The sequence below is a fragment of the Streptococcus sp. KHUD_012 genome (assembly GCF_052588255.1).
Genome location: NZ_CP159355.1, coordinates 1,222,519 through 1,248,609, shown reverse-complemented (window position 1 = coordinate 1,248,609; position 26,091 = coordinate 1,222,519). Strand labels below are relative to the sequence as shown.

The window sequence follows — 26,091 nt, the reverse complement described above, 5'->3', positions numbered from 1 at the left end:
CCTTAGTCTGCGTAAATATCTTCGAAAGCTGATTCGAGTGGAGGGAATGGGCTTTCTTCCGCAAATTTCACTGAAGCTTCAACTGCTTCTTTCACTTCTTCTTGAATCTTATCCAATTCTTCTGCACTCGCAATTTCATTTTCAAGGAGATACTTGCGAAGGTTTTCAATCGGATCTTTTTTCTTCCACTCTTCGACTTCTTCACGGGTCCGGTATTTACCAGGGTCAGATGAAGAGTGACCAAGCCAACGATAGGTGACACTTTCAATCAAGACAGGTCCTTTACCAGAGCGGACGTGTTCAACAGCTTTTTGGAATCCTTCATAGACATCGATAACGTTATTTCCATCAGGAATAAACATTCCAGGAATGCCGTAAGCAGCACTACGTTCGTGGATATGCTGGATATTGGTCATTTTCTTGATGTCAGCAGAGATTCCATAACCGTTATTGATACAGTAGAAAATTACTGGAAGATTCCAAATAGAAGCCATATTCACCGCTTCGTGGAAGACACCTTCATTGGTTGCACCATCGCCAAAGAAGCAGACGACAATCTTACCAGTCTTTTTCATTTGTTGAGTAAGGGCAGCACCTACTGCAATTCCCATACCACCACCAACGATCCCGTTCGCACCAAGGTTACCAGCATCGAGGTCAGCGATATGCATGGAGCCACCCTTCCCTTTACAAGTACCCGTATACTTACCAAGGATTTCAGCCATCATGCCATTTAAATCGATTCCTTTAGCAATGGCTTGTCCGTGTCCACGGTGGTTAGATGTCAGCAAATCATCGTCGTTTAAAGCCAACATCGCTCCAACGTTAGCCGCTTCTTCCCCAACAGAAAAGTGCGTCATTCCTGGCACTTTCCCTTTTTTTACTAACTGTGCAATTTTTAAGTCCATGCGACGGATTTCTTCCATTTTACGGAACATTTCCAATAAGAGACTTTTATCTAATGTTGCCATCATTTCGCCTTTCTTAGCATTTATTCATTCTCTTTCATTCTAGCCAAAAATGAAAGCACTGTCAAAAATAATGCTCAAATGATTTCACAAACTATATACCTTGGAGGAAGGTTTTATAAGCATTTTCAACTTAAAATAAACTATTTCACAAACTTTTCTTTCATGAGATTGCATTAAAATATAAAAAACCAATAGGATCCTATCCTACCGGTCGTTATCTTATGATTGGCGTTGACCAAAGTCATGAATCATTTGTTCTAATACTTCACGACTAGGCGTTGTTAACATGTAAAGGTAATCACCTTGAAGCTCAGCAAAGGCTGCAGGCATATCTTTCTTGACACGGAATTGATCATGGTATTTAGCCAAAACTTCTTCTTCTGACAGAGCATAGGCTGCATTGGCACGACGAGAAGTTGCCAAGCAATAAAGGGGTTCAAACTCAGAAGCCGGGAAGGGTTCCCCTGCTACGATGGCAGCATAGCCACGGTACAAATCAATCGAGTGAGCGTAGTTGTAGACGTCGATGGTAAAGCCACCTGCAGGGCGATTATTGTACTCGATCGCAATATATTCATCCCCATCGCGGAAGAACTCAATGTGGAAGAAACGTTCCTTCATACCAAAGGCTTTGACAATCGCTTCCCCGTATTGACGCAATTTTGGATCCATCTCTTTAAGAACATAATAAGAGTTGTCCATCTTGTAGAGCATCAAATCGAGTGGCGTATAAGCATAGTCAAAAGTCGTTGAGAAGACAATATTGCCATCACGATCGACCAGACCATCAAAGGTACAAATCTCGCTAGAAGTGACGAATTTCTCAAAGAAATACTCAGTATTGCCATCCCATTCTGCCTTGAAATGGTCCACATCTTCTGGCGTTTCGATCTTGAAGGTTGCTGCTGCTCCTACCCCATTGTCAGGCTTAGCAATCAATGGTAACCCAATCTTCTTCACGGCCTTATCAATGTCTTTTTCTGTTTTAACCACAGCACCCGGAACGACTGGGACTCCAGCCTTCTTGAAGAGTTTCTTCATTTCGGATTTGAACTTGGTTTTCTTCAGATCTTTTGGCTTAGCCCCGAAGACATTGAATTGCTCCCGAAGCGCCGCATCCAATTCCAACCAGTATTCATTGTGGGATTCGATACGGTCGATTGGACCATGTTTGTAAAAGAGAAAGGCTACCGCACGCTTCACTTCATCCAGATTTTCCAAATTTTCAACACGGAAATATTCTGTTAAGCTGTTGCGCAAAGACTCATCTAACTGTTCATATGGCTCTTGACCAATTCCCAAGACAGTGACCCCTTTATTAGCCAACTCGATTGTAAATTGTTGGAAGTTTTGTGGGTAATATGGTGAAATAACGATATAATTCATTGAGGTCTCCTCCCTTTTTACTTATAGATACATTTGGCCTAGGAAATATGGCATTTGTTTGCGCCACCATTCCCAATCGTGGGCGACATCATGCCCCCATTCAGCGAACCATGCAGGAATATTTTTGTGATCAAAGGCTTCTTTCAGTTTGTAGAAAGATGGAAGTCCATCTTGTTCCCAAGCCCCTAAACCAGTACAAACAACGATTTCAGCCTGACGGTAACGATCGATAAACCAGCCATCGTTTTGGTTCCAAATATAATCAGATGGCGAGTTTTGGTAAATTGCTTCATCGCCTCCAAAGTCACCAACAAAGAAACGAGCGTCATAGATACCACTCAAGGCAATCACTTTGTTAAAGACATCTGGATGTTGCAAGAAGAAGTTGAGCGCGTGGTAGGCTCCCATAGAGCAACCAGTTGTCATCATCGGATCAAACCAGCCTGTTTTGTGTTTGATAAAAGGAATGGCTTCTTCAATCACATAGCGTTCATAAGCTCGGTGCATTCCTGCTCGATCGTGAGGATTCTTCCAATTACAAAGCCAGCTATCACTATCCACACTCGAAAGGGTAAAGAATTGAACCCGTCCTTCTTCGATAAATTGAGCACAAGCATCAATCATACCAAAGTCATAGTACTCGTTATGGCTGCCACCTGAGGAGGCAAAGACCACAACAGGAATTCCTGCATGTCCATAGCGGTTCAGATACATTTCACGGTTGAGTTGGCCACTCCAGTGGCTTAAATGTTCAATATTCATAAGTTCCCTCTTTCTCTATAATTCTTTATTTACAGGCTATTAATCCCATTTTTCTGCCAAAAAACGAAGGCATTCTGGTAAATGTTCAGCCCAAGCTTCTTCATGGTGAATAGCACCGGATTGAATCCGAATGGCAATATGATTGAGATCGACTCCTTGTTGAATGACATCGTGATAGTAACGAAGGGATGAGTCAATATAGGCTTGCTTGATATTCCCCGCCATCAGCGTTTTATCTGTATCATCCGCCTCTTCAGTCCCCACATAGATGTAGATCCGTTGGTCTACATATAATTTTTTGCGTTCAATATAATGATTGAAGGCATCTTGGTGCAGCCAGTTAGCGGATGAAAAGATACCTAAACAACCAATTTGATCTTGGTACTCTAAGCCCAAGAATTGGGTAATATTCCCACCCAAGGAAGAACCAATCATGGCCGTATGTTCTCGATCAGCAAGAGTCCGATATTCTTGGTCAATGAAAGGTTTCACCACCTCCATAACAAATTCGCCGTACTCAACTCCCTTGCCACCAAATTGCATGCCAGGAATATTAGATTCCTTGTACTTCCAGGCAGAGTATTCGTTCATGCGTTGGAAACCATCATTATCGATCGCAACGACAATCATGCGGCTAATATCGGGATTCCGCTTAATGGCTGGAATGACTTTCCAGGAATGACCCGCATAAGCTTCCTTGCTGTACAAAACGTTTTGTCCATCGTGGAAATAAACCACAGGGTAACGTCTATCTGTATCCGTTTCATAATTCTTAGGTAATAAGACTCGCACACGACGGAGTTTTCCGGTATAAGGCACTTTCAACTCGTGTGTCTTCATATCTAAATAAAAATAGGATTTGTTCATTGTCAGAAAACTCTCTATATTCTAAATTTTATTCATTATACCATTTTTAGAAGAAAAAGTCTGGATTTTCTCCAAACTTTTTCCTTTCTTGGGTTATTTTTCCATAAACTGAGCCAAATCTTGTAAAGAACGTTCGGCAATTTTCTCATAACGTTCCTTTTTATCCCGAATGCGTGGTCCTTCTAGCTCTTTGATAATCCCGAAGTTGACATTCATGGGTTGGAAATGCTTGCTATCTGCATGGGTGATATAGTGAGCCAGGCTTCCGATAGCTGTCGTTTCAGGGAAAATCGCTGCTTCTTCTCCTTTGAAAAGGCGAGCGGCATTGATTCCAGCTACCAAACCTGAGGCCGCTGACTCAACATAGCCTTCTACCCCTGTCATTTGACCTGCAAAGAAGAGATTTGGTTGTTTCTTCGAGCGGTAGGTTTGTTCCAGCAGATTTGGAGAATCCATGTAGGAATTGCGGTGCATGACGCCGTATCTGACAAACTCCGCATGTTCCAAACCTGGAATCATTTGGAAGACCCGTTTTTGTTCGCCCCATTTAAGGTGAGTTTGGAAGCCGACGATATTGTAGAGGCTGGCAGCCGCATTGTCTTGGCGCAACTGAACGACTGCGTAGGGTGTCTTAAACTCCCCATCACGTGGCCCTTTGTAATCATCTGGATACTCGAGTCCAACTGGTTTCATAGGGCCATAGAGCATGGTTTTGATACCACGTTTGGCCATGACTTCAATGGGCATACAGCCTTCGAAATACTTTTCTTTTTCAAAAGAGTTGAGCGGGGCTTCTTCAGCATTGACCAAGGCCTCGTGGAAGTCCATAAACTCTTGCTTGGTCATTGGGCAGTTGAGATAAGCTGCTTCTCCCTTGTCATAGCGTGACTTGAGATAGACCTTGTTCATATCGACAGTATTGACATCGATGATTGGAGCTGCTGCATCATAAAAATAGAAACCATCGCCACCATTAAGGGCGTGAATCTTTTCTGCCAAGGCATCGCTGGTTAGAGGCCCCGTTGCGACCACTGTGATGGCATCTGTCGGCAATTCCGTAATTTCATCACGAATGACTTCGATGAGCGGATGTTGGGACACCTTCTCCGTCACCCGGCTAGCAAAACCTTCTCGGTCCACAGCAAGTGCTCCACCGGCTGGTACACGAGTTGCTTCCGCTGCTTCAAGGATGACAGAACCCAGACGACGCATTTCTTCTTTGAGGAGCCCGACAGCATTGGTGAGAGAATCCCCACGAAGAGAGTTGGAACACACTAACTCAGCAAAGTTGTCTGTTTTGTGTTGCGGAGTGGATTTGACTCCACGCATTTCATAAAGCTTGACCGGAATTCCCTGTTGGGCAATCTGGTAAGCTGCTTCCGAGCCTGCAAGGCCCGCACCGATCACATTGATATAAGATTGAGACATGACACTAATACCTCTTTGGGTATCAAACCACCTCACTGAACTGTTAGACACCCACAAATCTTTCTAATTTTCTACTTGGTCCATTATACCAAAAAGCCAAGTAAAAAGACAGGGAGGCTTTTCCTTCCTGTCTTAGACTTTACTATTTATTTTCTTATAGACACAACCAAGCTGCTAAGAGGGCAGATAGGATACTGAACAAGGACCCGATCAAGTAATACTCCGCAAAGGCTGGATCCTCCGAAATTTTATTGTAGCGAGCGATGGACTTGGCAGTAAAGACTAGGCCGATAGAAGCAAATTGCCCATAGATGAGACAGGCACCAATCACCAAACGCTCTAAAAAGCCAATCATGGAACCAGCCCCAGTGATCGTATCCATTTTCTTCTTGCTGGTGGGTTGATACTTGGCAAACAGAATTTTAAAGGCAATATTGCTTGGTTTCCCAACTAGGAGAACATAAAAAATTAGATTTAAAGTGTCCAGAGGCAGATAGGTCGAACCATTCTTCGCTCCTAAAAGGACTAGACAGCTAATGATGCTGACATGCAAGACTTGATCCAAGGCAAAGGTCCAGGCGGTTGGTAATTTCAAACCATTCTGCACGATCGGTTTTAAGAAATCTATTGCGGCATGGCTCAGTAAAATGACCAAGCAAATCCACCACAAGTCTAGATGACAGAGAGAAACAACGATCAGAGGCAGAGCAACATATAGAATGTGAAGCCCGAGCACTTTCTTATCCTGATCCTTGCGATCTGCCATCTTTTGGCTTTGAAAATAATAATCCGATAACAAATGACAAATTAACAAGAGGATCAAGTATGGATTCGTTACGATACTAGACAATCCGCTCATGGGCCTCTCCTTTCTCTAAGCTTTGAATACAAGCTAGTGCTGCTGCTCGTCCCCGTAAATAAACACGAATACTGCTACTCTTTAAGCGCTTGGACAGGGCGCTTGGGTTAATGGCTAACGATTGGGCCAAATCCTGCTGGCTAAAGCTTTCACTATAGACAGATCTCTTTAAAAGATCAAGCAGGATCTCCTCCTGACTCTCTCGCCAACCCGAACGTATGGCCTCTCCGGAAGCGATGAGCGCATTCACCACCGAGTCCTTGCTGTCATTACCGCTCAAAAAATAGATCTGGGTGTTGCCATAATCATTTTTCTGATGGACCAGATTTATAGCTGCACGAGCATTCCAATAGGCTGGTCCATCTGCACCGATACTTTGCAGGGGATCGATATCCGTTACAATTTCTCCAAGGCCAATGCCGAAACGAAGTTGAGTTGGCTTTAGTTCTGAACGCAGGGTATCGATAATTTGAAAAACCGGAGCATCCATTTTTAAAAGCGCCTGAAATTCATCGCCCAAAGTTAAGGTAAAAGACGATGCTAGATAGTCTTTAAAAAGCTCATTGATCTTTTGAAGCGTTTTTTCTAACTGTTTTTGCAGGTCAAAACGTTCTTGTACGGTTTTGGAATCAATGACATCTGCAATCAAAGCAAGATACATATGCTCACCTCCTTGTGTCTATTATAACGAAAAAAACGATAAATGTCTATTATAACAGACATTTATAAAAATTGCTGTTATAATAGACATTTAATAACTTATTTCACTTTTTCTTCTTCGTAGTCGCCATTGCTACATACGACTTGTTTGCCGCCACCACGAACTTTTTTCTCAACTAAGTAGTGGCCACATTTTGGACAATCCCTACCGATCGGTTTATCCCAAGAGGTAAATTCACACTCTGGATAGCGATTGCATCCATAGAAGATACGGTTGCGCTTGGTTTTGCGTTCGATGATTTGTCCCTGATGACAGTCAGGACACTCCACACCGATTTCTTTGACAATGGCCTGGGTATGACGACAATCTGGGAAATTGCTACAAGCATAGAACTTTCCAAAACGTCCTAATTTAATCACCATCGGGCTTCCACAAACTTCACAATCAAAACCAGCTGGTTCGTCTTTAATTTGGATTTTTTCCATCTCTTCTTCAGCCTTTGCGACCTCTTTAGAAAATGGTTTGTAGAAAGCATCGATGACTTTTTGCCACTCTTCTTTTCCAAGTTCGACATCATCGAGTTTACCTTCCATCTCTGCTGTGAAGGTCACATTAACGATATCTGGGAAAAATTCAACAATCAGTTTATTAACGATCTCCCCTAATTCCGTTGGTTCAAAGCGTTTGGCTACCAGCTTCACATAATAGCGTTTTTGAATGGTCTCAATCGTCGGAGCATAGGTTGAAGGACGACCAACCCCATTTTCTTCTAAGGTCTTAATCAAGGTTGCTTCAGAATATCGAGCAGGTGGTTGGGTAAAGTGTTGCTCCGGCTTGCTATTGACCTGCTTGACGATATCGCCTTCTACCATGTCCGGCAACATCTTGTTTTTGTCTGAATCATTATAAATCGCCAAATAACCGTCAAACTTTACCTGACTCCCATTCGCTGTATATTGAACCCCATTTTGACCTAAACGGACATTCATAGTATCAAAGACAGCTGCCGTCATCTGGCTAGCGACAAAACGATTCCAAATCAAGGTGTAGAGTTTCAATTGGTCTTTGTCCAAGTATTTAGCAATGCTCTCAGGAGTATTGAAGACGCTAGACGGACGAATCGCTTCGTGGGCATCTTGGGCACCAGAAGCATTCTTCACACGGCTTCCATGCTTAGAATATTTATCACCGAAGCGATCTACGATAAAGTTCGCTGCCTCATTTTGCGCAACTGGACTGATCCGTGTAGAATCGGTACGCATATAGGTAATCAAACCTTGAACACCAGAGCCAATATTGATTCCTTCGTACAATTGCTGCGCTACCATCATGGTCTTGCGTGTACGGAAGTTGATCTTATTGGCAGCATCCATCTGCATAGAAGAGGTTGTGTATGGAAGTGGCGCATTCCGACGACGTTCTTTCTTTTCAACTTTTTCAACGGTAAAATCTTTGCCATCTAAGCGTTCAAGAACAGCTTTCACCTCTTCATTGGTGTTGAGCTTCATCTTCTTACCATCAATCCCATAGAAGCTGGCTTGGAATTGCTTGGTCCCTTTTTTAAAGACGCCATCAATGGTCCAATATTCTTCCGGCTTGAAATCATTGATTTCATTTTCACGATCAATGATTAATTTGAGGGCAACAGATTGCACGCGCCCTGCAGAAAGTCCTTTTTTGACCTTTTTCCAAAGAATAGGCGAAATGGAATACCCTACAATCCGGTCCAAGACACGACGGGCTTGTTGGGCATCGACCAAGTCCATATCGATTTGGCGCGGTTCTTTAAAGGCATTTTTGACTGCATCCTTGGTGATTTCGTTAAAGACCACGCGGTTCTTTTCTTTGGCATCCAAGTTCAAAATATGCGCTAAATGCCAAGAAATAGCTTCTCCTTCTCGGTCCGGGTCACTTGCGAGAAAGACTTGTTTGGCTTTTTTAGCTTCTTTTTTTAAATCATTGATCAAGGGACCTTTTCCACGAATATTGATATACTCCGGTTCATAGTTATTGTCGAAGTCAATCGACATGGTTGATTTTTTCAGGTCCCGAATATGGCCAACACTAGCCATGACTTTGTAGTTACGACCAAGGTATTTCTCGATTGTTTTGGCCTTAGCAGGAGACTCCACAATCACCAAATTTTTCTTGGTTGTACTGCTTTTCTTTTTTGTTACCACGTTTTATCCCTCTGTATTGTATAAATCTCATTGAGTTTAATACATTTTAAGAAAGATGTCAACTAGGAACTTCTCCTATAGGAAAATCACAATTCGTATTTCAATTCATCAAGAATGTCCTGGCCTGAGGTGACAAGCTTTGCACCTTCTTGAATCAGATGATGGCAGCCTGCAGATTTTCCATCTAAAATATTTCCTGGAATAGCAAAAACGTCTCGGCCTTCTTCCATAGCACGCTCACAAGTAATCAAACTCCCTGAACGGAGTCGCGCCTCTGCCACAATCACTGCCTGACAGAGACCTGCAATGATGCGATTTCTCTCAGGAAAATGAAACTTAAGTGGGGCCTGCCCTGGACCATACTCGCTCAAGATCAGATGGTTTTCCCCCATATGTGCCTGCAGTCTTTGATTGCTTTTAGGATAAAAGACATCCAGTCCCGTTCCTATCACTCCGATGGTCTTGCCACCATTTCGTATACTGGCATAATGAGCTGTCGCATCAATTCCCTTAGCAAGTCCACTAACGATGACCAGTTCATTTCCAAGTTCTTTAATAATCTTCTCTACAGATCGCACCCCTTCTCGCGTCGTTTCCCGAGCTCCTACGACTGCAATCTTCGGTTTGGTTAACAGCTCCAAATCTCCTTGGTAAAAAAGGAGTACAGGAGGATTGTAGATCTGTAGCAATTCCTCCGGGTATTCAGGATCAAAAATGGATAGAGATGGGAACCGTTCAAACTCCTTGTGTAAATGCTCTTCATCCAGCTGCCGGTATTTGTCTACAAAATGAATAATACTGCGACAGCGAGCGATCCTTGCTATCTCTTCTAAGCTTGGTAAGGCTTGGTCTTTCCTACAGTAGTCCAAAACTCTCAAGACTTGCTCATTTGATAAACCAGCTTCTTTTAATTTAAAGATTTCAAATTTCTCCATGGTCACCTTCTACTTCCTCTCACTTATTTATTCGAAAAAGAATGGAAAAAAAGCTCTATTTCTAGAACTTTTTTTGATATGTAGAAGAATAAAAGTAAGATGCGGCACCAATCAAGTTGCTTTCATTATGGAAGCGAGCCGCTTGGATCGGCAAGGCCTCAAATTGTTTATGCCCTTTTTGAGAGAGTAGGTTATGGTATTGTCGACTGATCTCATCGATCAGTAGCGGTTGGCTACTAATGCCCCCTCCAATTGTCACCTTCTCAAGCAGGAGCAATGATTGAAGATTAAAAATCAGAATAGCAATATCATGACAATACTCCCGAAACAAGGATTTCAGCTCCTCATGGCCTCCTTGATCAAGAGCCTTGAAAACGGCTATACCATCTGCCTTTTCTAGGTTTAAGATGTGACTAGCCTTCTCAACAAATTGAACAGCTGAACCGGTGTTTTCCAAAAGATTGGAAATACCTTGCAAAAAGAGTCCGCGATGAAAGCGGCGATTTTCTGGTGTTCTTTCTGCCTTATCAATAGTCCGAATGTATTCTGTCAGTTGCCATCCTCTCAATAGATCACCGTTAGAAAGAAGAGCAAGGCCGACTCCTGTCCCTAAGACCAAGGTCGCACCGCAAGAACAATCTTTTAGATTGCCAAGCCTTGCTTCCGCTAGACCAGCAGCTTCTCCATCATTAAGAACGGTGACGGGTACTTGAAATGTTTGTTGCAATCTACTAGCTAGAGGAATGCCTCGCAAATATGGAATGAGACCACCTCGAAAGACAAAGCCAAGGCTCTTTTGGATCTCACCAGGGCATGAAATGGCGATTCCCTCGATTTCTTCCCGTACAGGAGCAACGATTCCTTCTAATCCTTGCCAAAAGTCCTCAATCGTAGATGGTGTTGGGATCTTGTCTGTACGGATCAATTGATAGTCTGCATCCATCAGACCGTACTTTATAAAGGTCCCTCCGATATCGATGGTAAATAGCATAGCCTAATCCTCACACATTGATTTGACGGGTTCAAATGAACGCCGATGGATAGGAGTCACTCCCAGCTTGTCGAGGCCAGCCAGATGGTTAGCCGTCCCATAGCCAGCGTTCTGCGTAAAATCATAACCCGGATATTCGCAATCAAACTCTTCCATCATCTGATCCCGAGTCACCTTGGCTACGATGGATGCTGCAGCAATGGATAAGGAGTTGGCATCCCCTTTGATGATACTAGTTTGGGGAATAGGAAGATCCAACTTCATGGCATCAATCAAAAGATGCTGGGGTTGAGGCTCTAACTGACCAATGGCCTCCATCATGGCTAGCTTCGTAGCTTCATAGATATTAACCTGATCAATCACTTGATTGTCCTTGATGCCGATTCCGATCGCAATGGCGTTTTGGAGCACAGCCTCATAGATTTCTTTGTGTTTGGATTTTGGAATCTTTTTACTATCGTTGAGTCCCGGAATTTTACAAGCTTTCGGCAAGATCACGGCAGCTGCAACAACTGGACCCGCTAATGGGCCGCGTCCCACTTCATCCACACCTGCAATAAGATCAATCCCTTGAGCATAAAGTTCTTTCTCATAGGCTAGCATTTTTTCCAAACGCAAGTCTTCATCCACTTGTTTTTGGAGTTCGCGTTTTCGTTTGCTGATAGCCGCTTGAACCCCCGCTCGACCATCAAGGATCAATTCTTCAAATAAGGGATGATCTAGATCGTCAATCGTTGCCAAACGCTCTTTGATTTCTTTAATCGTTGGCATCTATTTCACCTACACGATCAAGGGAATAGCGTCCCAAACGACCATCACGTACATCCTTGACAAACAAACTGTAAAAACGGTCGTAATCCTCTCGAAATCCTAATTTCTGGGTCATTTCCATAATGATTTCAGGAGCTTCTTGTTCCAGATCCATTTGTTTAAAACGTTCCTGCAAAACAGCTGGATAGTGCTTTTTGAAATAGTTAAGACCAAAGATGGTCACTTCATCCATTGGAAGCAACTGGTCTTTGATGGCACCTGTTAAAGCGAGCTTTAAGGCCACTTCTTCATCTTCAAACTTGGGCCAGAGAATCCCAGGAGTATCCAAGATTTCAAGGTCTTTGTTGGTTTTCAACCACTGTTGCCCCTTGGTCACCCCTGGTTTATTCCCAACAACAGCAATCTTTTTCCCTGCTAAGCGGTTCATCAAAGTTGATTTCCCGGCATTAGGAATTCCGATGATCATGGTCCGAAGGGTTTCAATCTGAATTCCCCGTTCCTTTTGACGGGCAATTTTATCGGCCATCAAGCTCTTAGCAGCATCTGTGACCTTCTTAACCGTAGATTGCTCTTTGGAGTTGATAGCCAAGGTTTTGATGCCTTGAGACTCAAAATAGTCCTGCCATTCTTTTGTTGCTACAGGATCTGCCAAGTCTACCTTGTTCAAAATCATTAATTTAGGCTTATCACCAACAATTTTCGTTAACATAGGATTTTGGCTTGATAGGGGTAAACGAGCATCTACCAGAACCGTCACAAAATCCACAAATTTTAAATTTTCTTGTACTTGTCTTCTAGCTTTGGACATGTGTCCAGGAAACCATTGTATAGTTGCCATGTTCTCCATTCCTTTCCAGTTCAATCTCTTCTATTATACCATGTTTTCTGAAATCACTGTGATTAAGAAAAATACTAAAAAAGAAGCTACCTAAGTAACTTCTATTTTATATTCTAGCGAATTTGCTCAAAATGCAAATGCACGGCGATATGATCACCATAGCCGCTCCGTTCCAAATCACGTTGCAAGCGATAAGAAATATAGTGTTCAGCAATGGTAATATAACCAGCACCAAGTAAACGGTGCTCAACCATTGACTGGATCATGCTGATCGTCGCACGTTCCACTTTAGCTTCTTCCAAATCCATCACAACTTTCTTGGTCACTTGCGCCAAGTTTTGGCGAAGATCATCCGTCAAGACATAAACTGTTTGTGCTGCCTTCAAAACAGCTTGATAGATTTTATCTGGGTCAAATTCTACAACTTCACCACTACGTTTAATGACTTCCATCTTATTCTCCTTGATCATCAATATACTTCTATTATCTTAATAAATAGGGGATTTGTCAAGAATCTAAGACATCAATAATCCGGACGAAGAACTCCCGTAATGATTTCTTTGGTCGCGTGGTAATCCCCATCCACTACAACCTTGATAATGCGCTTCGCTTCCTCAGCAGGAGCTGGCACTAATGGTAAACGAGTTGGCCCCGCTTCAAAGCCCATATAGTTTAAAACAGCTTTGACAGGAGCTGGACTCGGATAAGAAAAGAGAGCATTGACTTTAGGGATAAATTGACGTTGGATGGCTGCAGCTTTTTTTATATCGTTGTGCTCAATGGCTTGGAACATCTCATACATCTCATCTCCATTTGTATGAGAGGCTACTGAGATCACCCCATCAGCTCCAAGGTTCATAGCATGGAAAGCATCTCCATCTTCCCCTGTATAGACGAGAAATTCTTCGGGCTTGTGTTCAATCAAGTAGGCCATATTAGCCAGGGTTGTACACTCTTTTACCCCAATGATATTTGGGTGTTCTGCCAAACGAAGCATGGTTTCTGGTGTCATTTCGACAACCACTCGCCCTGGAATATTGTAGATAATAATCGGAAGATTAGATGCATCCGCAATCGCTTTAAAGTGTTGATACATTCCTTCTTGGGATGGTTTGTTGTAGTAAGGGACGATAGCCAATCCTGCTGCAAAGCCACCAAAAGCATCCACTTCTTTAACGAACTCAATCGAGTCGCGGGTTTCATTGGTTCCGACACCAGCGATCAAAGGAACTCGACCATTGACAATCTTTTGAACAGCCGCAAAGAGTTGCAATTCCTCATCGTGGGTCAGAGTTGGACTTTCCGCAGTCGTTCCAGCTAAGAGAATCCCGTCTGTATGATGAGCCAAGAGGTGCTCGATCAAGTCAGGAAGAGCATCAAAATTAATGCTCCCATCTTCATGGAAGGGGGTGATAAATGCAGTGATGATTTTACAATCTTTTAAATCATTATAAGACATAGAAAAACCTTTCTCTATATAAGAAAGAGGCTGGGGTCTGCTTGCCTTTGCCTCATGACCTGTTCATAAAAACAAGTTGATTCGTTAGAAAGCTGAGGAAGAAATCAAACTCTTCGAGTTGCTGATTTCTGTTTCGCTCCCTACTTCAACTCAAATTTCAACTCAGCTGTTGGACGTACAAGTCCACGTTCGTGAAGAGTTTCTGCGATTTGGACTGAGTTCCAAGCAGCTCCTTTAAGAAGGTTATCTGAAACAACCCACATGTGGATTCCTTTTTCAGCATCCAAGTCTTTACGAATCCGTCCAACGAAGGTATCGCGTGATCCGACCGCATTAACGGCTTGTGGGTAGACTTGGTGAGCAACATCGTCTTCAAGAACTGCACCTGGGAATTCTGCAATAGCAGCTTTCACTTCATCAATTGGTGCCACTTCTTTTGTTTCAATGTAGACTGACTCTGAGTGAGCTGACAAGACTGGAATCCGCACACAAGTTGCTGACACGGCAATGCTATCGTCTTCCATAATTTTCTTAGTCTCGTTTGTCATCTTCATTTCTTCGTAAGTATAGTCATTTTCTGTGAAGACGTCAATTTGTGGAAGAGCGTTGAAAGCAATTGGGTAATGTTTTTTATCACCACCTGAAGGCAAGATTTCAGCTTTGACATCGCGTGGGTTGACCCCATCATTCAAGACTTCCTTCAACTCACGTTGGGTTTCAAGAATAGCTCCCATACCGGCACCTGAAACAGCTTGGTAAGTAGATACGATGATACGGTCCAAGCCCCATTTTTGACGAACTGGCTCAAGAGCGACCATCATTTGGATTGTTGAACAGTTTGGACAAGAGATGATTCCGTTGTGAGCATCAAGAGCATGTGCATTCACTTCAGGAACTACCAATGGGACATCCGGATTTTGACGGAAATAAGAAGTGTTATCAACCACTACTGCGCCTGCTTTTACCGCATAAGGTGCATATTTGGCAGATGTTGAACCACCAGCTGAGAAAAGGGCAATATCAACCCCTTCAAAAGCATCTTCAGTCGTTTCTTCGATGGTCACGTCTTTCCCTTTGAATTGCAAGACTTTTCCTGCAGAACGTGCTGACGCAAGGTAGCGAATTTTATCGATTGGAAGAGTAGATTCTTCCAACATTTTGATCATTTGAGCACCAACGGCACCTGTAGCACCGACAACAGCAACTGTGTATCCCATAGTAAATCCTCTTTCAAAATTTTCTAAAAATTGAGTATTTGTACTATTATACAATTTTTTGGCATAAATGAAAAGTACCAACAGTAGGAAAAAATCCTGATTCTAAGACCAGGATTCTTGATGGTTATTTATCATAAATAGCTCTTTAGTTCAGGTCATAGTTCAAGTCGCTTAAATCTTTCTTACCTTGTGTTTCTTCAGCAAGAAATGGAACTTGATGGATCCCCTTTAAACCTGCTACGATAGACGCCGGAAATGAAACAATTTCTTGATTAATGTGGCTGACATTACTGTTGACAATTCGCTTCGCTGCAGCAAGATCTTCATTTTCGTCAGCGATTTCCTTTTGCAAGGCTAAGAATTGATTAGAAGACAAGAGCTCTGGATAATTTTCACCAACTGCACGAATTTGTGCCAAGACATCGTTTTGATTGGTAATAACTTGGTTGGATTCTTGAATTGTTGCTCCTTGGCGTAAAGCAACTAAATCAGTGAAAATCTGTTGCTCATGTTTGGCATAGGCTTTGGCTACTTTTAGCATTTCCGAAATGGTATCATAGCGTTTTACAAGAACGATATCGACCGTTCTCTTTGATTCTTCAATGGTTACTAGATAGCGATTGAGGCGATTTCCTACACTAATAAACCAAATGGCCAATAGGACAAGAAATAATAGGATGATTCCAATAATGACGTTCATGATGCTTCTCCTTCAAAAATTGCTGTTATTTCTTTAATTAAAGCTAGTTCTCTGCATAATTTATGATATTCAGTCACCAAAGATAGTTGATCAATATCTTCTGGTTTTTGGGGAGTCGGAAAGATATAGCGATCAGTATACAAAGAAATAAAAAGTTTATTGTCTTTCAAAAATACACACATGGCATTTTGAAAAATTTGTCGATCAAACCATTCTAACATCTTAGGGGTGAGAAATTTTCGGGCAGACAGTTCATCCGTGCAGTAGATATTGTAATTCTCGTTATTGCGAATATCCTCTGTTTCAATCTGAACTTCATCCCCTCTGGCTCCAGGATAAACCCCATTCACCTCCCTCTTAAAAAGAAATGATTTCTTGGTTGGCACAACCCGAAGATGACCGGAGAAATTGATCGGTAGACATAAAGAGAACACTTGTCCAAGGAAATCTGTAACTTCCACATGTTCCGTCCTCGTATGTCCATTAGATGTCCGGTAACGAGTCTCCGTATGATGGGCATAGAGATTTGACACTGTCAGCTCTTTGTCATCATGAAATGATAGCTCTTTGAAACATAGAAAATCAGTCGACCGAGGACATAAATGCGAGAGAGCTTCAGAAGGGATGGAACCGTCCTCTTTGATCGAAGCTCGAGGAAAAACTTCCTTTAATACAGGCGAAAGGATATCATCAAGATAGATCTCATCGTTCGAACGAATTCGATCCCCAAACAAGGCTTTTCGTTTTTTATATTGTGGCCAATAATACAAACCAACAACTAAAAGGATCAAAGGAATAGCTGCAAAACGCAATAAAATGAGAGACAGTATGGCGCAAATAATACCAAAGGATCGCAAAACATTCCACTGAAGATTGTTCTTCATCTGTTCTCGGATCAATCCGATGGCATCCTGAAATTGTTTGGAGTTTTCAAGCTCTTCAATTTTCTGCGAATAGTCTGTAGATGCTGAATCATTAGAATGATAGAAATCTCCCAATCAACTCCACTCCTTTCTGACCTAGGCACTTTACTATATTATAACACCAACATAACTTTGTAGCAAATGTATTATAATAGTTTTGGACCTTTGAAGACACAAAAAAATCCTGATCCGAAGACCAGGATTTGAGGCACCTTTCGGTGAGAACAGCCGGTTCACACAACTGTTCAAGGTCCGCTCCTGCGTTACAATTGAATGTAGACCTCCTCAGCGCAAAAGGCTCCTAAGAGCCAATCGACTCATCGCATAAATCTAGTTTACCATGAACATCCACAAACTGTCAAGAAGGTAGGTACTTGCTTCCTTCTCGAATACTCAAAGGAGATAACTGCTCTCGATAGCGGTCGATAAAGGCCCCTACCCAATCCGGATTAACCTTGGAATAATTGCGTAAACTCCAGCCGATTGCCTTATTTATAAAGAACTCGCTTTGACCTAGATTATTGAGGATCACTTTTTCTAACAAATCCGTATCTGTTTTTTCTTTCCTCATAAGCTGGTGATCAATGGCAATCCGCCTCAACCAAAAGTCCTGATCCTTACTCCAATCTAGCATAACCTGCTTGGTTTCTGGATAGTGAAAAGTAATCTCTCCGATGATAAGGTCCAATTGATCTATACTGTCCCACCATGATTTGGTTTGAGCCAATTCCTTTAGCTTTGGAAAATCTTCAGGTCTAAGCTCCTTCTTCTTTTTATCCAGATAATCCATAGCAATATATTGGAACTCACGGTACGGTTGCTGCCAACACTCTTCCACAAAAGCCCAATCAATTGGATCCTTTATGAAAGGCTTAAAAAAATCTCTTTCAATCTTTTTGAGAATTGGTTTTTGAACGCCAAGAAAGCTGAATTTATTTTTCATATAAGCTTCCATTGCTGGGACTTTCTCTGGATCAGCTTGGTCTTCTAACAATTTCAAAAGAATTTTTGTATCCATATGATTCCTCCTTTTTTACATCAAAGGTCCAATCAGAGAAAAAAGATAACCGCCCAGACGATGAGCCATAGGCATTTTAGATAAACTTTCCAATGTTACTTCCTCCGAGAGAGACTGGGTTCTCTCAAAATCTTGTTCAATGTTAAGCACTTCCGGATTCTTATAAAGATATACACCATCTTCAAAATTTTGATAAAGACTTCGGTAGTCTGTATTAATGGTTCCTACCACAGCTTGTTGGCTATCAGAAACATATACTTTAGCATGGACAAAGCCTGGGCTATAACGGAAAATACGGACGCCAGCATCCAAGAGGGCTTTAAAATAGGTCGTCGCAATATCAAAGGCATACTGTTTATCTGGAATCCCTGGCATAATGATCCGAACATCCACACCTCGTCTAGCCGCAAAGGTCATAGCTCGTACCAATTCATCATCCAAAATCAAATAAGGTGTCATGATATAGACATAGTTAGTTGATGTATTTAGAAGATGTAAATAAACATTTTCTGCAACCTTGTGGTAGGTTAGCGGTGAATTGCCATAAGGGAGTACAAAACCCTGACTCTTCCTTTTTTGAGGTTTTTCTTGTAGATAGTGCTCCATATCCGCTTTATCTTCTATTCCGGTCACTGACCACATGGTCAAAAAGAGAGCTTTCAGTGTTTGAACTGCTGAACCATCTAAGCGAAGGGCCGTGTCCTTCCAATGACCAAAGCGTTCTCGTTTATTGACATACTCATCAGCGATATTAACGCCACCAGTATAAGCAACTTGACCATCAATTACTGTAATTTTTCGATGGTCTCGGTAATTGTAATAGGTTGATAGAATAGGCTTGACTGGTGAGAAGGCCTGAGCTTTAATCCCAACCTTGTGCAATCGCTCGATATAATCATAGGACAAGGTAGTCATCTCATTCATCCCATCAAACATGACACGAACATCCAGACCTGCCTTGGCCTTCTCCTCTAAAATGGCTAAAATCTCACCCCACATGATCCCTTCGTCAATAATGAAATATTCCATAAAGATATAACGTTCCGCCTTTTTCAAATCCTCCAACAAGGCTGGTAGCATGTCATCTCCAAGTGGAAAATAGGTGACCTCTGTGTCTCTGTAGATAGGAAACTGGGCTGGACTATGCTCCAGAAAATAAGCTAATTTCTGTAATTGGCTATCACTTTGGGATAAATAATCAGCAACTTCTGGATCGGTGCTTAGATAGTCAGATGCCTGCACTGTAGCATCCTCAAGCCGCTTCTTCAAGCGTCTCACACCCAAATCAGCTAACGAAAAGTAAAGCAGAGCCGTCCCAAAAATTGGAAAGAGGGCAATGATAATCACCCAGGACAGTTTGGAACGAGAATCCATGGAACGATTGAGCAAGTAAAAGAAGGTAAAGACACTCAACAAGTGTTCCCATAAGATAATGGATGGGAAATGCTCTTGTAGACTGAGATATGAAAAGACAAGAAAGGCCAATTCCAGTAAGAAGAACAGAAGAATGGGAACCTTTCGGTTAAGTAGAATTTTGGCCCATCTGGAGGGCTTTTGAGGTAACAGCCTAGCACTTTGTTCTTCAGTCATAAAGGCTCCTTTCATGTAGGGGAGACCATCACAACTTTCCGGTCTCTTTCAGTAATTTTATTAGTATCATTTTAGCCTATGAAAAAGTCAGGGATAATTAACTATTGCGATTTACAAATGTCGTGATTTCTACTGTATTTTTCTCACCGGCCCTTCGATCGTCTTTTGCATCCAGACGATATCATGCCATTTGTTAAACTTATAGCCAATCTTTGGGAAATGAGCCACTTGGACATACCCTCGCTTTTCATGCATGGAAATGCTCGCTTCGTTCGGAACTGCGATACAAGCCAGAAAGCGTAAGTAGCCTCGTGCTTGCAACTCCTCTTCTAAGGCAGTATAAAGGGCCGATCCGATCCCTTGTCCACGCGCTTCTTTTGCTACATAAATAGACAATTCAGTGGTCCAATCATAGGCAGCGCGTGCATAATAGGTCGAGGCATAGGCATACCCCACAACTTTCCCATCCACTTCTGCGACCAAATAAGGAAATTGGGTCAGCGTTTTTGTGATGCGGCTTTCAAACTCCTGGACAGTCGGTACATCAACCTCAAAGGTAATGGCTGTCTCTGTCACATAAGGTTGGTAAATCGCTCGGATAGCTGCTGCATCGCTGAGCTGAACGGGTCGAATCATTATGGTGGCCTCCTCATTAGATTATACCTAGTATACCGATATGCCTTCTCACTGTCAATGAAGGACTAGCAGCAAGCAAAAAATCCTGGAATTGTATCCAGGATTTCCATCCTTCTTAAACCGTTTGACGTAACCCCATCATCCGGTAAAGGAATAAAGCACTCGGAGCTTTCAAAAAGCTCTTTTGCTTGGAATTTGTTGCTTTTAAGACATAGTTAGGTTTGACTGTTTTAGTGACTGTCTTTGCTTGTTTAAGATTCAGACCGGTTTGTTTTTTAGACGGTTGAACTTTCGATGGTTGAAGGGGAACTTTCACTGCGCTTGCTTGAAGTGGTTTTTCTTTGACTTTCAAGGCTTGTCCAATTGGTTTTGAAGCAGGAGCAGATAGTCCTGCTTGAGCTGGATGAGAGAGTTGACTCATGGTTTGATTGTTTCTGACTTCGACATGATTTAGGATACCTCCATTTGGATTGAGGTGATCGGTCACACCTGTATCAAATGGCGCTACAAATACATTGTCCTCAATGGTGACATTTTTAATATCTCCATAGCGCGTTTCAACATCAATCGATCCACGATGCTTGTTGTAGATATCGCTCTTCGTTCCTGTACGCTCCAAAAGATTGTGGTGAACCCGAATTCCTTCTTCATTCAGATCAAAGTTATGGCCTTTAAAGACAGTCGTCAAGCGAATTCCGGCATCACCGATATTGTCTTTAATCCGATTGTAGGCGATCTCATGGCCTTTCCCACCAAAGATTCCAATACCCCCAGCGCGCCAACCGAGTTCAATCGTATTGTGCAAGAATTTATTATTTTCTGCTACTGCCGATTCTGTTCCATCCGCAATACTTGACCAGCTGGCAAGTCCGTCATCTCCATTCCCACGAATACTAGAATTGCGGACAATCGAATTCTTAGTCCCTTGGGCAAAGTTGACTCCGTCAGCCAGGTTATTGCGCAAACGGACATTTTCTACTACTAGACCATCTGTGTACTTCATATCATTTTTTCCAGCATAATCACCAATCCACATGCCGACTTCAAAATGTTCGGCCCAAATATCGTGAATATGAGAATTCTTCCCTGGCGTTCCAGAAATGGCCTTGTATTGAGCATTTTCACCATAGCGTGAACGGAGGTTAGAGGATAGATAGACATCGCTAAATTCAACATGGTTGTCTTGGTGAAGGAAGTCAAAACCACCGCCACCAGCTTGGTCGCTAGTGAAATGCAGTTGGGTATGCCAGATACCGGCCCCTGAAATCTTCATATCAGAAGCATCGATACCGACTTTTCGATTGAGATTAAATCGCCCGGCTGGAATATAGACATTCTTTCCGGTTTGTTTAGCCTCATAAATCGCATCATAGAGGGCTTGGCTGTCATCAGTATCATCGTTTGGCGTAGCTCCTTTAGAAACAATATTGATGGCATTGTCCTCTTGAGCAATCGGGTCTGGAGCTTGCTCGAATTCCACAAAGTCAAGACCATAATGGACGTCGTCTGATTTGTTTTTTACGAGTGAAACCACATCTCCTTTTTGAAGTTGAATGCCTGGAAGGAGGCTATGTACTTCATCAAATTGGAAGCGGGCGCGTGTATCAGCCTGGGCACTATCATAAACACCTTTGTCATTCAAGTACTGCCAATTAGACGAGGACGAAAGATTCAATTGTTGAACACTGTGACCATTCACCTGTACATCGAGTTGTCCATTGGCTCCATCTGGTACTGTGTAGCGTACAGTTAAGGCATTGGCTGGCTCATTGACCTTAAAGGAAACACCATCTCCCTTTTCTTTTAAAGCGACATAAGTCTGATCGGACGCTTCAATGGCTGTTGATTGACTGTCTTGAGACTGCTCTACCTCTGCCTTTCCAAGGAGGTTCCCTTTGTCTGCCTCATAACGGGTGTAAGGCATAGATGCTCCATATTGGCTGGTATCTACTTGAGAGCTTGAGGGATCAGAGGTTGTCGCTTCTTGCCCTTGTGTTTGGACTTGTGCCTGCTCTCCAACTTGATCAGCTGCCACAGATTTTCCAGTCAAAAAACAAGCCCCCATGATCGCAATCACGACAGAAAAGACTCCAAGCTTAGATTTGCGAATGCCAAAAACGGTATCTTTGTTTAAATGATTCATCACACGTTTCTCCTTTTATTTTTTACAACGATTCTATCCTAATAAAAATTATCATGACAAACAAGGTGAATTGTGTGAATATTCTGTATCAATTTATTGCAGAAATGTTAACCTTTTTATGTAGTAATAAAAGTGAGTAAGAAAAAGAGGCTGAGAATACTTTCTCAAACCTCTTTCGATGACACGAGCTTATTCCGCTTTTTTATTTGAAAATTGGCTATTGTAGAGCTCATAGTAGAATCCTTTATCTGCTAACAAGGATTGGTGATTTCCTTGCTCGATGATTTGGCCATCTTTGAGGACAAGGATTTTATCTGCTTCTTGAATGGTAGACAAGCGGTGAGCAATGACAAAGCTAGTCCGCCCTTTCATCAAATTCTTCATCGCTTTTTGAATCAAGAGCTCTAAACGCGTATCGACAGAAGACGTCGCTTCATCCAAAATCAAAATCTTAGGATCAGCTAGGAGCGCACGCGCAATGGTTAGGAGTTGCTTTTGCCCTAGAGAAATATTGCTAGACTCCTGGTTCATTTCCATATTGTAACCACCAGGGAGTGTCCGGATAAAGTGATCGACATTGGCTGCCTTTGCGGCTTCAACAATTTCTTCATCCGTTGCCTCGAGATTGCCAAAGCGAAGGTTTTCTTTGATGGTTCCTTCATATAACCAAGCATCCTGAAGCACCATTCCGAATTGTTTGCGGTAATCTTGGCGAGACAGATGGCGAATATCATGACCATCGACTGTAATCGATCCTGCAGTCACATCGTAAAAGCGCATCAGCAAATTAATCAGGGTTGTTTTCCCTGCTCCGGTCGGTCCGACAATGGCCACCATTTCACCTGGTTTGACTTCAAGGTTGAAATCACGAATCAAGGGTTTGTCCGCTACATATTGGAAATCAACGTTTTTAAAGCTGACTTGCCCTGTCAAGTCTCCAGAGAGGGTTTCTGTCACATCTGCTACTTCATCTGGCTCATCCATGACTTGGAAAATCCGGTCTAGAGACGACTTAGCACTTTGTAGCTGCCCTGCCAATTGGGTTAAGTTTTGAATCGGTTGGTTGATCTGCCAAACATATTGAACGAAGGCCTGCATATTCCCGACAGTCAAACGACCTGCTAACACTTGCAAGCCACCAAACAAAGCGATAACGAGATAAGTCAAATCTGAAATCCCATTTAAAATCGGCATCATTAAGCCAGAAATGAAATTAGCCTTGAAACCTACCTTTTGAAGGTGATGGGTAATATCATGAAACTCTTCCTGGGAAGATTTTTCCCGAACGTACAGCTTAAGGACATTAAAGCCTGTTAAATTTTCTTGCACAAAGCCGTTCATGGCTCCCAAAACATCTGCCTGCTCTTTAAAGTAAGGCTGAGATTTTTTCATGATAAATCGAGCACTGAAATAAGTGATCGGAATGGACAAGATGACTACTAGCCCCAGCTGGATGTTTAAGTATAAGACCATGCTGATAACAAAGAGCAAGGTAAAGATGGCATTAACGATTTGTAAAAAGGACTGTTGCAAGGCGTTCGAGACAGTTTCGACATCGCTAGTAAAACGTCCTAGTAAATCTCCAAACTGATGCCGGTCAAAATAAGAAACGGGAATGTGGTTGATTTTATGAGACAAATCATTTCGCATGTCCTGAACGGTCTTTTGAACAGCATTGGTCATGAAATAGTTGGAATAATAAGATCCCAACTCATAGAGAACCCCACGGAATAGATAGAGCGTCATAATGATCGCGATATAGGAGGTGTTAAGACCAGCTCCCGCAAGGCCTTTTGCCATATCCATGAGATTTTTTGTCAACTCAGTAATGGCAAGCCCCAAAACAAAGGGTTCGACAACACTCATGACGACACTTAGAATTTTTAAGAAAATGGACAAGCAAACTTCCAAGCGATAGGCTCTCAAATAGGTCCATAGTCTACTAAAACTGTTTTGTTCTTGTTTCATCTGCTTCTCCTTTCTATTCTTCTGTCAATGATGGACTATCGAGCTGCGAATTGGCAATTTCACGATAGATCTCATTGCTTTCCATCAATTCATCGTGGGTTCCTCGACCGACGATCTCCCCTTGGTCCAAGACAATAATTTGATCCGCATCCATAATGGTTCCCACGCGTTGCGCTACGATCAAAACGGTCGCATCTCCTGTAACTTCTTTGAGACGCTTGCGCAAAGTGGCATCCGTCTTGTAGTCTAAGGCAGAGAAGGAATCATCAAAAATAAAGACATCTGGATCTTTGACAACGGCACGAGCGATGGACAAGCGTTGTTTTTGACCACCTGAAAGGTTGCTACCACCTTCTGCCAAATGCGTATCAAAGCGCTCCTCACGACTGTCGATAAATTCCTTGGCTTGGGAAATTTCAGCCGCTTGTTCTAGCTCTTGTACAGAGGCATCTTCTTTCCCATAACGAAGGTTCTCAGCAATGGTTCCTGTAAAGAGCAAGGCCTTTTGCGGAATAAAACCAATCTTTTGGCGAAGGGCTTTCAGATTGTAGTCACGGACATCTACACCATCCACCAAAATTTTTCCTAAAGTGACATCATAGAATCGAGGAATCAACTGCACAAGTGAAGATTTCCCAGAACCGGTCGAGCCGATAAAGGCAATGGTTTCGCCAGGTTTGGCTTGAAAGGAAATATTATGGAGAACTGGACTCTCCGTCTCACCTGGATAAGCAAAGGTGACATTGTCAAATTCCAAATAGCCACGAGATGCTGTCTCTGTTACACCATTCTCATTTGGATCGATCGAAATGGGCATGTCCATGATTTCCTTGAGCCGACGGCTAGAAACCGCAGTCCGAGGATACATGGTAAATAGATTGGCTAAAAAGAGGAAAGATAAAAGCGCGTGGAAGCTATACTCAATAAAGGCAACCAAGTCCCCAATTTTCAAACTACCGTCATGAAGAGGATCCAAAGCAAACCAGACAATCGCCACAATCATAGCAATGATGATCTGCACAAATAGGGGTTCTGTCAAACCAGTTAGTTTGAACAATTTATTCGAGTTCTCTGCGTAGACTTCATTTTCAGCCGCAAATTTCTCTTCCTGGAATTCTTCACGGGCAAAGGCACGAATCACACGAAGTCCTGTCAAATTTTCACGGGCAAACTGGTTGAGATGGTCGAGGGTCTTTTGTTGCTTCTCGGAAAGTGGACGTGTCTTAACTGCTACATACCAGACGACGACAGCAAGAAATGGTACAGATACCGCTACAATCCACGCTAAAGAAGGACTGGTCGTCAGAATCAAGAGAACACTAGAAACCATCATCAAGGGTGTGATGACCCCCATCTTCAACATAGAATCCGCAAACTGCATCAAAACAAAGGCATCAGAAGTCAAGCGAGTGACCAATGACGATACCCCGATTTGCTCATACTCGTGATGCGAGTACTCCTGTAACTTAGCATAGAGGTCATTACGCATATCGCGAACCATGGTGGTCGTTAGCTGGCCAACCGCGTAAGACAAGATAATCCGTCCCACAATCCCGAGCAAAATGATCGCAAACATGACCCAGCCCCAGAAATACAGCCGATCCACATCACGCGGGTTAATTCCTTCATCAATCATGCGAGCTAGAATCGTTGGCAAGCCCAAATTGACAATAACAAACAGGACCGCTGAAAATAGATTCAGGGCTAGCCACTTGGGATACTTTTTCAAGTAAGACCAAATATAAAGCATAGATGATTCTCCTTTTCCATAAATAATAACCTTGATCA

Annotated in this window: 23 protein-coding genes; all 23 read right to left on the bottom strand. The window is 42.5% G+C overall.

From position 1 onward, the window contains the following. Positions 1–2: 2 nt before the first annotated feature. Positions 3–971, bottom strand: coding sequence for a thiamine pyrophosphate-dependent dehydrogenase E1 component subunit alpha (locus tag ABVF55_RS05935; RefSeq protein ID WP_037608368.1), 969 nt, complete (start codon positions 969–971; stop codon positions 3–5). A gap of 219 nt (positions 972–1,190) precedes the next feature. After that, a complete protein-coding gene (locus tag ABVF55_RS05930) occupies positions 1,191–2,357 on the bottom strand; it encodes an ATP-grasp domain-containing protein (RefSeq protein ID WP_155169768.1) in 1,167 nt (388 codons plus the stop codon). 21 nt (positions 2,358–2,378) lie between these two features. Next, the gene (locus tag ABVF55_RS05925) at positions 2,379–3,119 is read right to left on the bottom strand and encodes an esterase family protein (protein ID WP_155169765.1); all 741 of its coding nucleotides are present in this window, start codon (positions 3,117–3,119) and stop codon (positions 2,379–2,381) included. 39 nt (positions 3,120–3,158) lie between these two features. Then, on the bottom strand, positions 3,159–3,986 hold the full coding sequence (locus ABVF55_RS05920; protein ID WP_155169762.1) for an alpha/beta hydrolase: 828 nt from the start codon (positions 3,984–3,986) through the stop codon (positions 3,159–3,161). A 93-nt stretch (positions 3,987–4,079) separates the two neighbouring features. Further along, a complete protein-coding gene (trmFO, locus tag ABVF55_RS05915) occupies positions 4,080–5,414 on the bottom strand; it encodes a methylenetetrahydrofolate--tRNA-(uracil(54)-C(5))-methyltransferase (FADH(2)-oxidizing) TrmFO (protein ID WP_031573201.1) in 1,335 nt (444 codons plus the stop codon). Between the two features lie 154 nt (positions 5,415–5,568). After that, on the bottom strand, positions 5,569–6,273 hold the full coding sequence (locus tag ABVF55_RS05910; RefSeq protein ID WP_155169757.1) for a DUF3307 domain-containing protein: 705 nt from the start codon (positions 6,271–6,273) through the stop codon (positions 5,569–5,571). Next, on the bottom strand, positions 6,257–6,934 hold the full coding sequence (locus ABVF55_RS05905) for a SatD family protein (RefSeq protein WP_003007400.1): 678 nt from the start codon (positions 6,932–6,934) through the stop codon (positions 6,257–6,259). Before ABVF55_RS05905 ends, ABVF55_RS05910 begins: the two co-directional genes overlap by 17 nt. 98 nt (positions 6,935–7,032) lie before the next feature. Then, positions 7,033–9,114, bottom strand: a complete 2,082-nt coding sequence (gene topA / locus ABVF55_RS05900; protein WP_195327387.1) for a type I DNA topoisomerase — start codon at positions 9,112–9,114, stop codon at positions 7,033–7,035. Positions 9,115–9,200: 86 nt separating this feature from the next. Further along, positions 9,201–10,049: a DNA-processing protein DprA gene (gene dprA / locus ABVF55_RS05895; RefSeq protein ID WP_023918173.1), complete on the bottom strand. Its 849-nt coding sequence runs from the start codon at positions 10,047–10,049 to the stop codon at positions 9,201–9,203. A gap of 61 nt (positions 10,050–10,110) precedes the next feature. Further along, positions 10,111–11,040 (bottom strand): ROK family protein, encoded by a 930-nt coding sequence (locus ABVF55_RS05890; RefSeq protein WP_129299244.1) that lies wholly within the window; start codon positions 11,038–11,040, stop codon positions 10,111–10,113. A gap of 3 nt (positions 11,041–11,043) precedes the next feature. Then, on the bottom strand, positions 11,044–11,811 hold the full coding sequence (locus tag ABVF55_RS05885) for a ribonuclease HII (RefSeq protein WP_155169754.1): 768 nt from the start codon (positions 11,809–11,811) through the stop codon (positions 11,044–11,046). Next, positions 11,798–12,649 carry a ribosome biogenesis GTPase YlqF gene (gene ylqF / locus ABVF55_RS05880; RefSeq protein WP_023918177.1) on the bottom strand — a complete coding sequence of 284 codons (852 nt, stop codon included), beginning with the start codon at positions 12,647–12,649 and terminating at the stop codon, positions 11,798–11,800. Before ylqF ends, ABVF55_RS05885 begins: the two co-directional genes overlap by 14 nt. Before the next feature lie 113 nt (positions 12,650–12,762). Beyond that, positions 12,763–13,101 (bottom strand): ATP cone domain-containing protein, encoded by a 339-nt coding sequence (locus ABVF55_RS05875; RefSeq protein WP_006597242.1) that lies wholly within the window; start codon positions 13,099–13,101, stop codon positions 12,763–12,765. Positions 13,102–13,172: 71 nt separating this feature from the next. Continuing rightward, entirely contained in the window at positions 13,173–14,108 is a 936-nt protein-coding gene (dapA, locus tag ABVF55_RS05870) for a 4-hydroxy-tetrahydrodipicolinate synthase (RefSeq protein WP_031573180.1), read from the bottom strand. Positions 14,109–14,248: 140 nt separating this feature from the next. Further along, the gene (locus ABVF55_RS05865) at positions 14,249–15,325 is read right to left on the bottom strand and encodes an aspartate-semialdehyde dehydrogenase (RefSeq protein ID WP_445285034.1); all 1,077 of its coding nucleotides are present in this window, start codon (positions 15,323–15,325) and stop codon (positions 14,249–14,251) included. 145 nt (positions 15,326–15,470) lie between these two features. Beyond that, positions 15,471–16,025: a LemA family protein gene (locus ABVF55_RS05860; RefSeq protein ID WP_155169752.1), complete on the bottom strand. Its 555-nt coding sequence runs from the start codon at positions 16,023–16,025 to the stop codon at positions 15,471–15,473. Further along, on the bottom strand, positions 16,022–17,023 hold the full coding sequence (locus ABVF55_RS05855) for a DUF3137 domain-containing protein (RefSeq protein WP_155169749.1): 1,002 nt from the start codon (positions 17,021–17,023) through the stop codon (positions 16,022–16,024). Before ABVF55_RS05855 ends, ABVF55_RS05860 begins: the two co-directional genes overlap by 4 nt. A gap of 283 nt (positions 17,024–17,306) precedes the next feature. Continuing rightward, positions 17,307–17,966: a DNA alkylation repair protein gene (locus ABVF55_RS05850; RefSeq protein WP_031573169.1), complete on the bottom strand. Its 660-nt coding sequence runs from the start codon at positions 17,964–17,966 to the stop codon at positions 17,307–17,309. A 15-nt stretch (positions 17,967–17,981) separates the two neighbouring features. After that, positions 17,982–19,556 carry a cardiolipin synthase gene (cls, locus tag ABVF55_RS05845; RefSeq protein WP_445285033.1) on the bottom strand — a complete coding sequence of 525 codons (1,575 nt, stop codon included), beginning with the start codon at positions 19,554–19,556 and terminating at the stop codon, positions 17,982–17,984. Between the two features lie 129 nt (positions 19,557–19,685). Next, positions 19,686–20,192, bottom strand: coding sequence for a GNAT family N-acetyltransferase (locus ABVF55_RS05840; protein ID WP_023918191.1), 507 nt, complete (start codon positions 20,190–20,192; stop codon positions 19,686–19,688). Positions 20,193–20,307: 115 nt separating this feature from the next. Continuing rightward, a complete protein-coding gene (locus ABVF55_RS05835) occupies positions 20,308–22,335 on the bottom strand; it encodes a right-handed parallel beta-helix repeat-containing protein (protein WP_445285032.1) in 2,028 nt (675 codons plus the stop codon). A gap of 189 nt (positions 22,336–22,524) precedes the next feature. Next, entirely contained in the window at positions 22,525–24,303 is a 1,779-nt protein-coding gene (locus tag ABVF55_RS05830; RefSeq protein WP_070449988.1) for an ABC transporter ATP-binding protein, read from the bottom strand. A gap of 13 nt (positions 24,304–24,316) precedes the next feature. Continuing rightward, complete coding sequence (locus tag ABVF55_RS05825; RefSeq protein ID WP_201089131.1) at positions 24,317–26,053, bottom strand: ABC transporter ATP-binding protein; 1,737 nt, start codon at positions 26,051–26,053, stop codon at positions 24,317–24,319. Positions 26,054–26,091 lie beyond the last annotated feature (38 nt).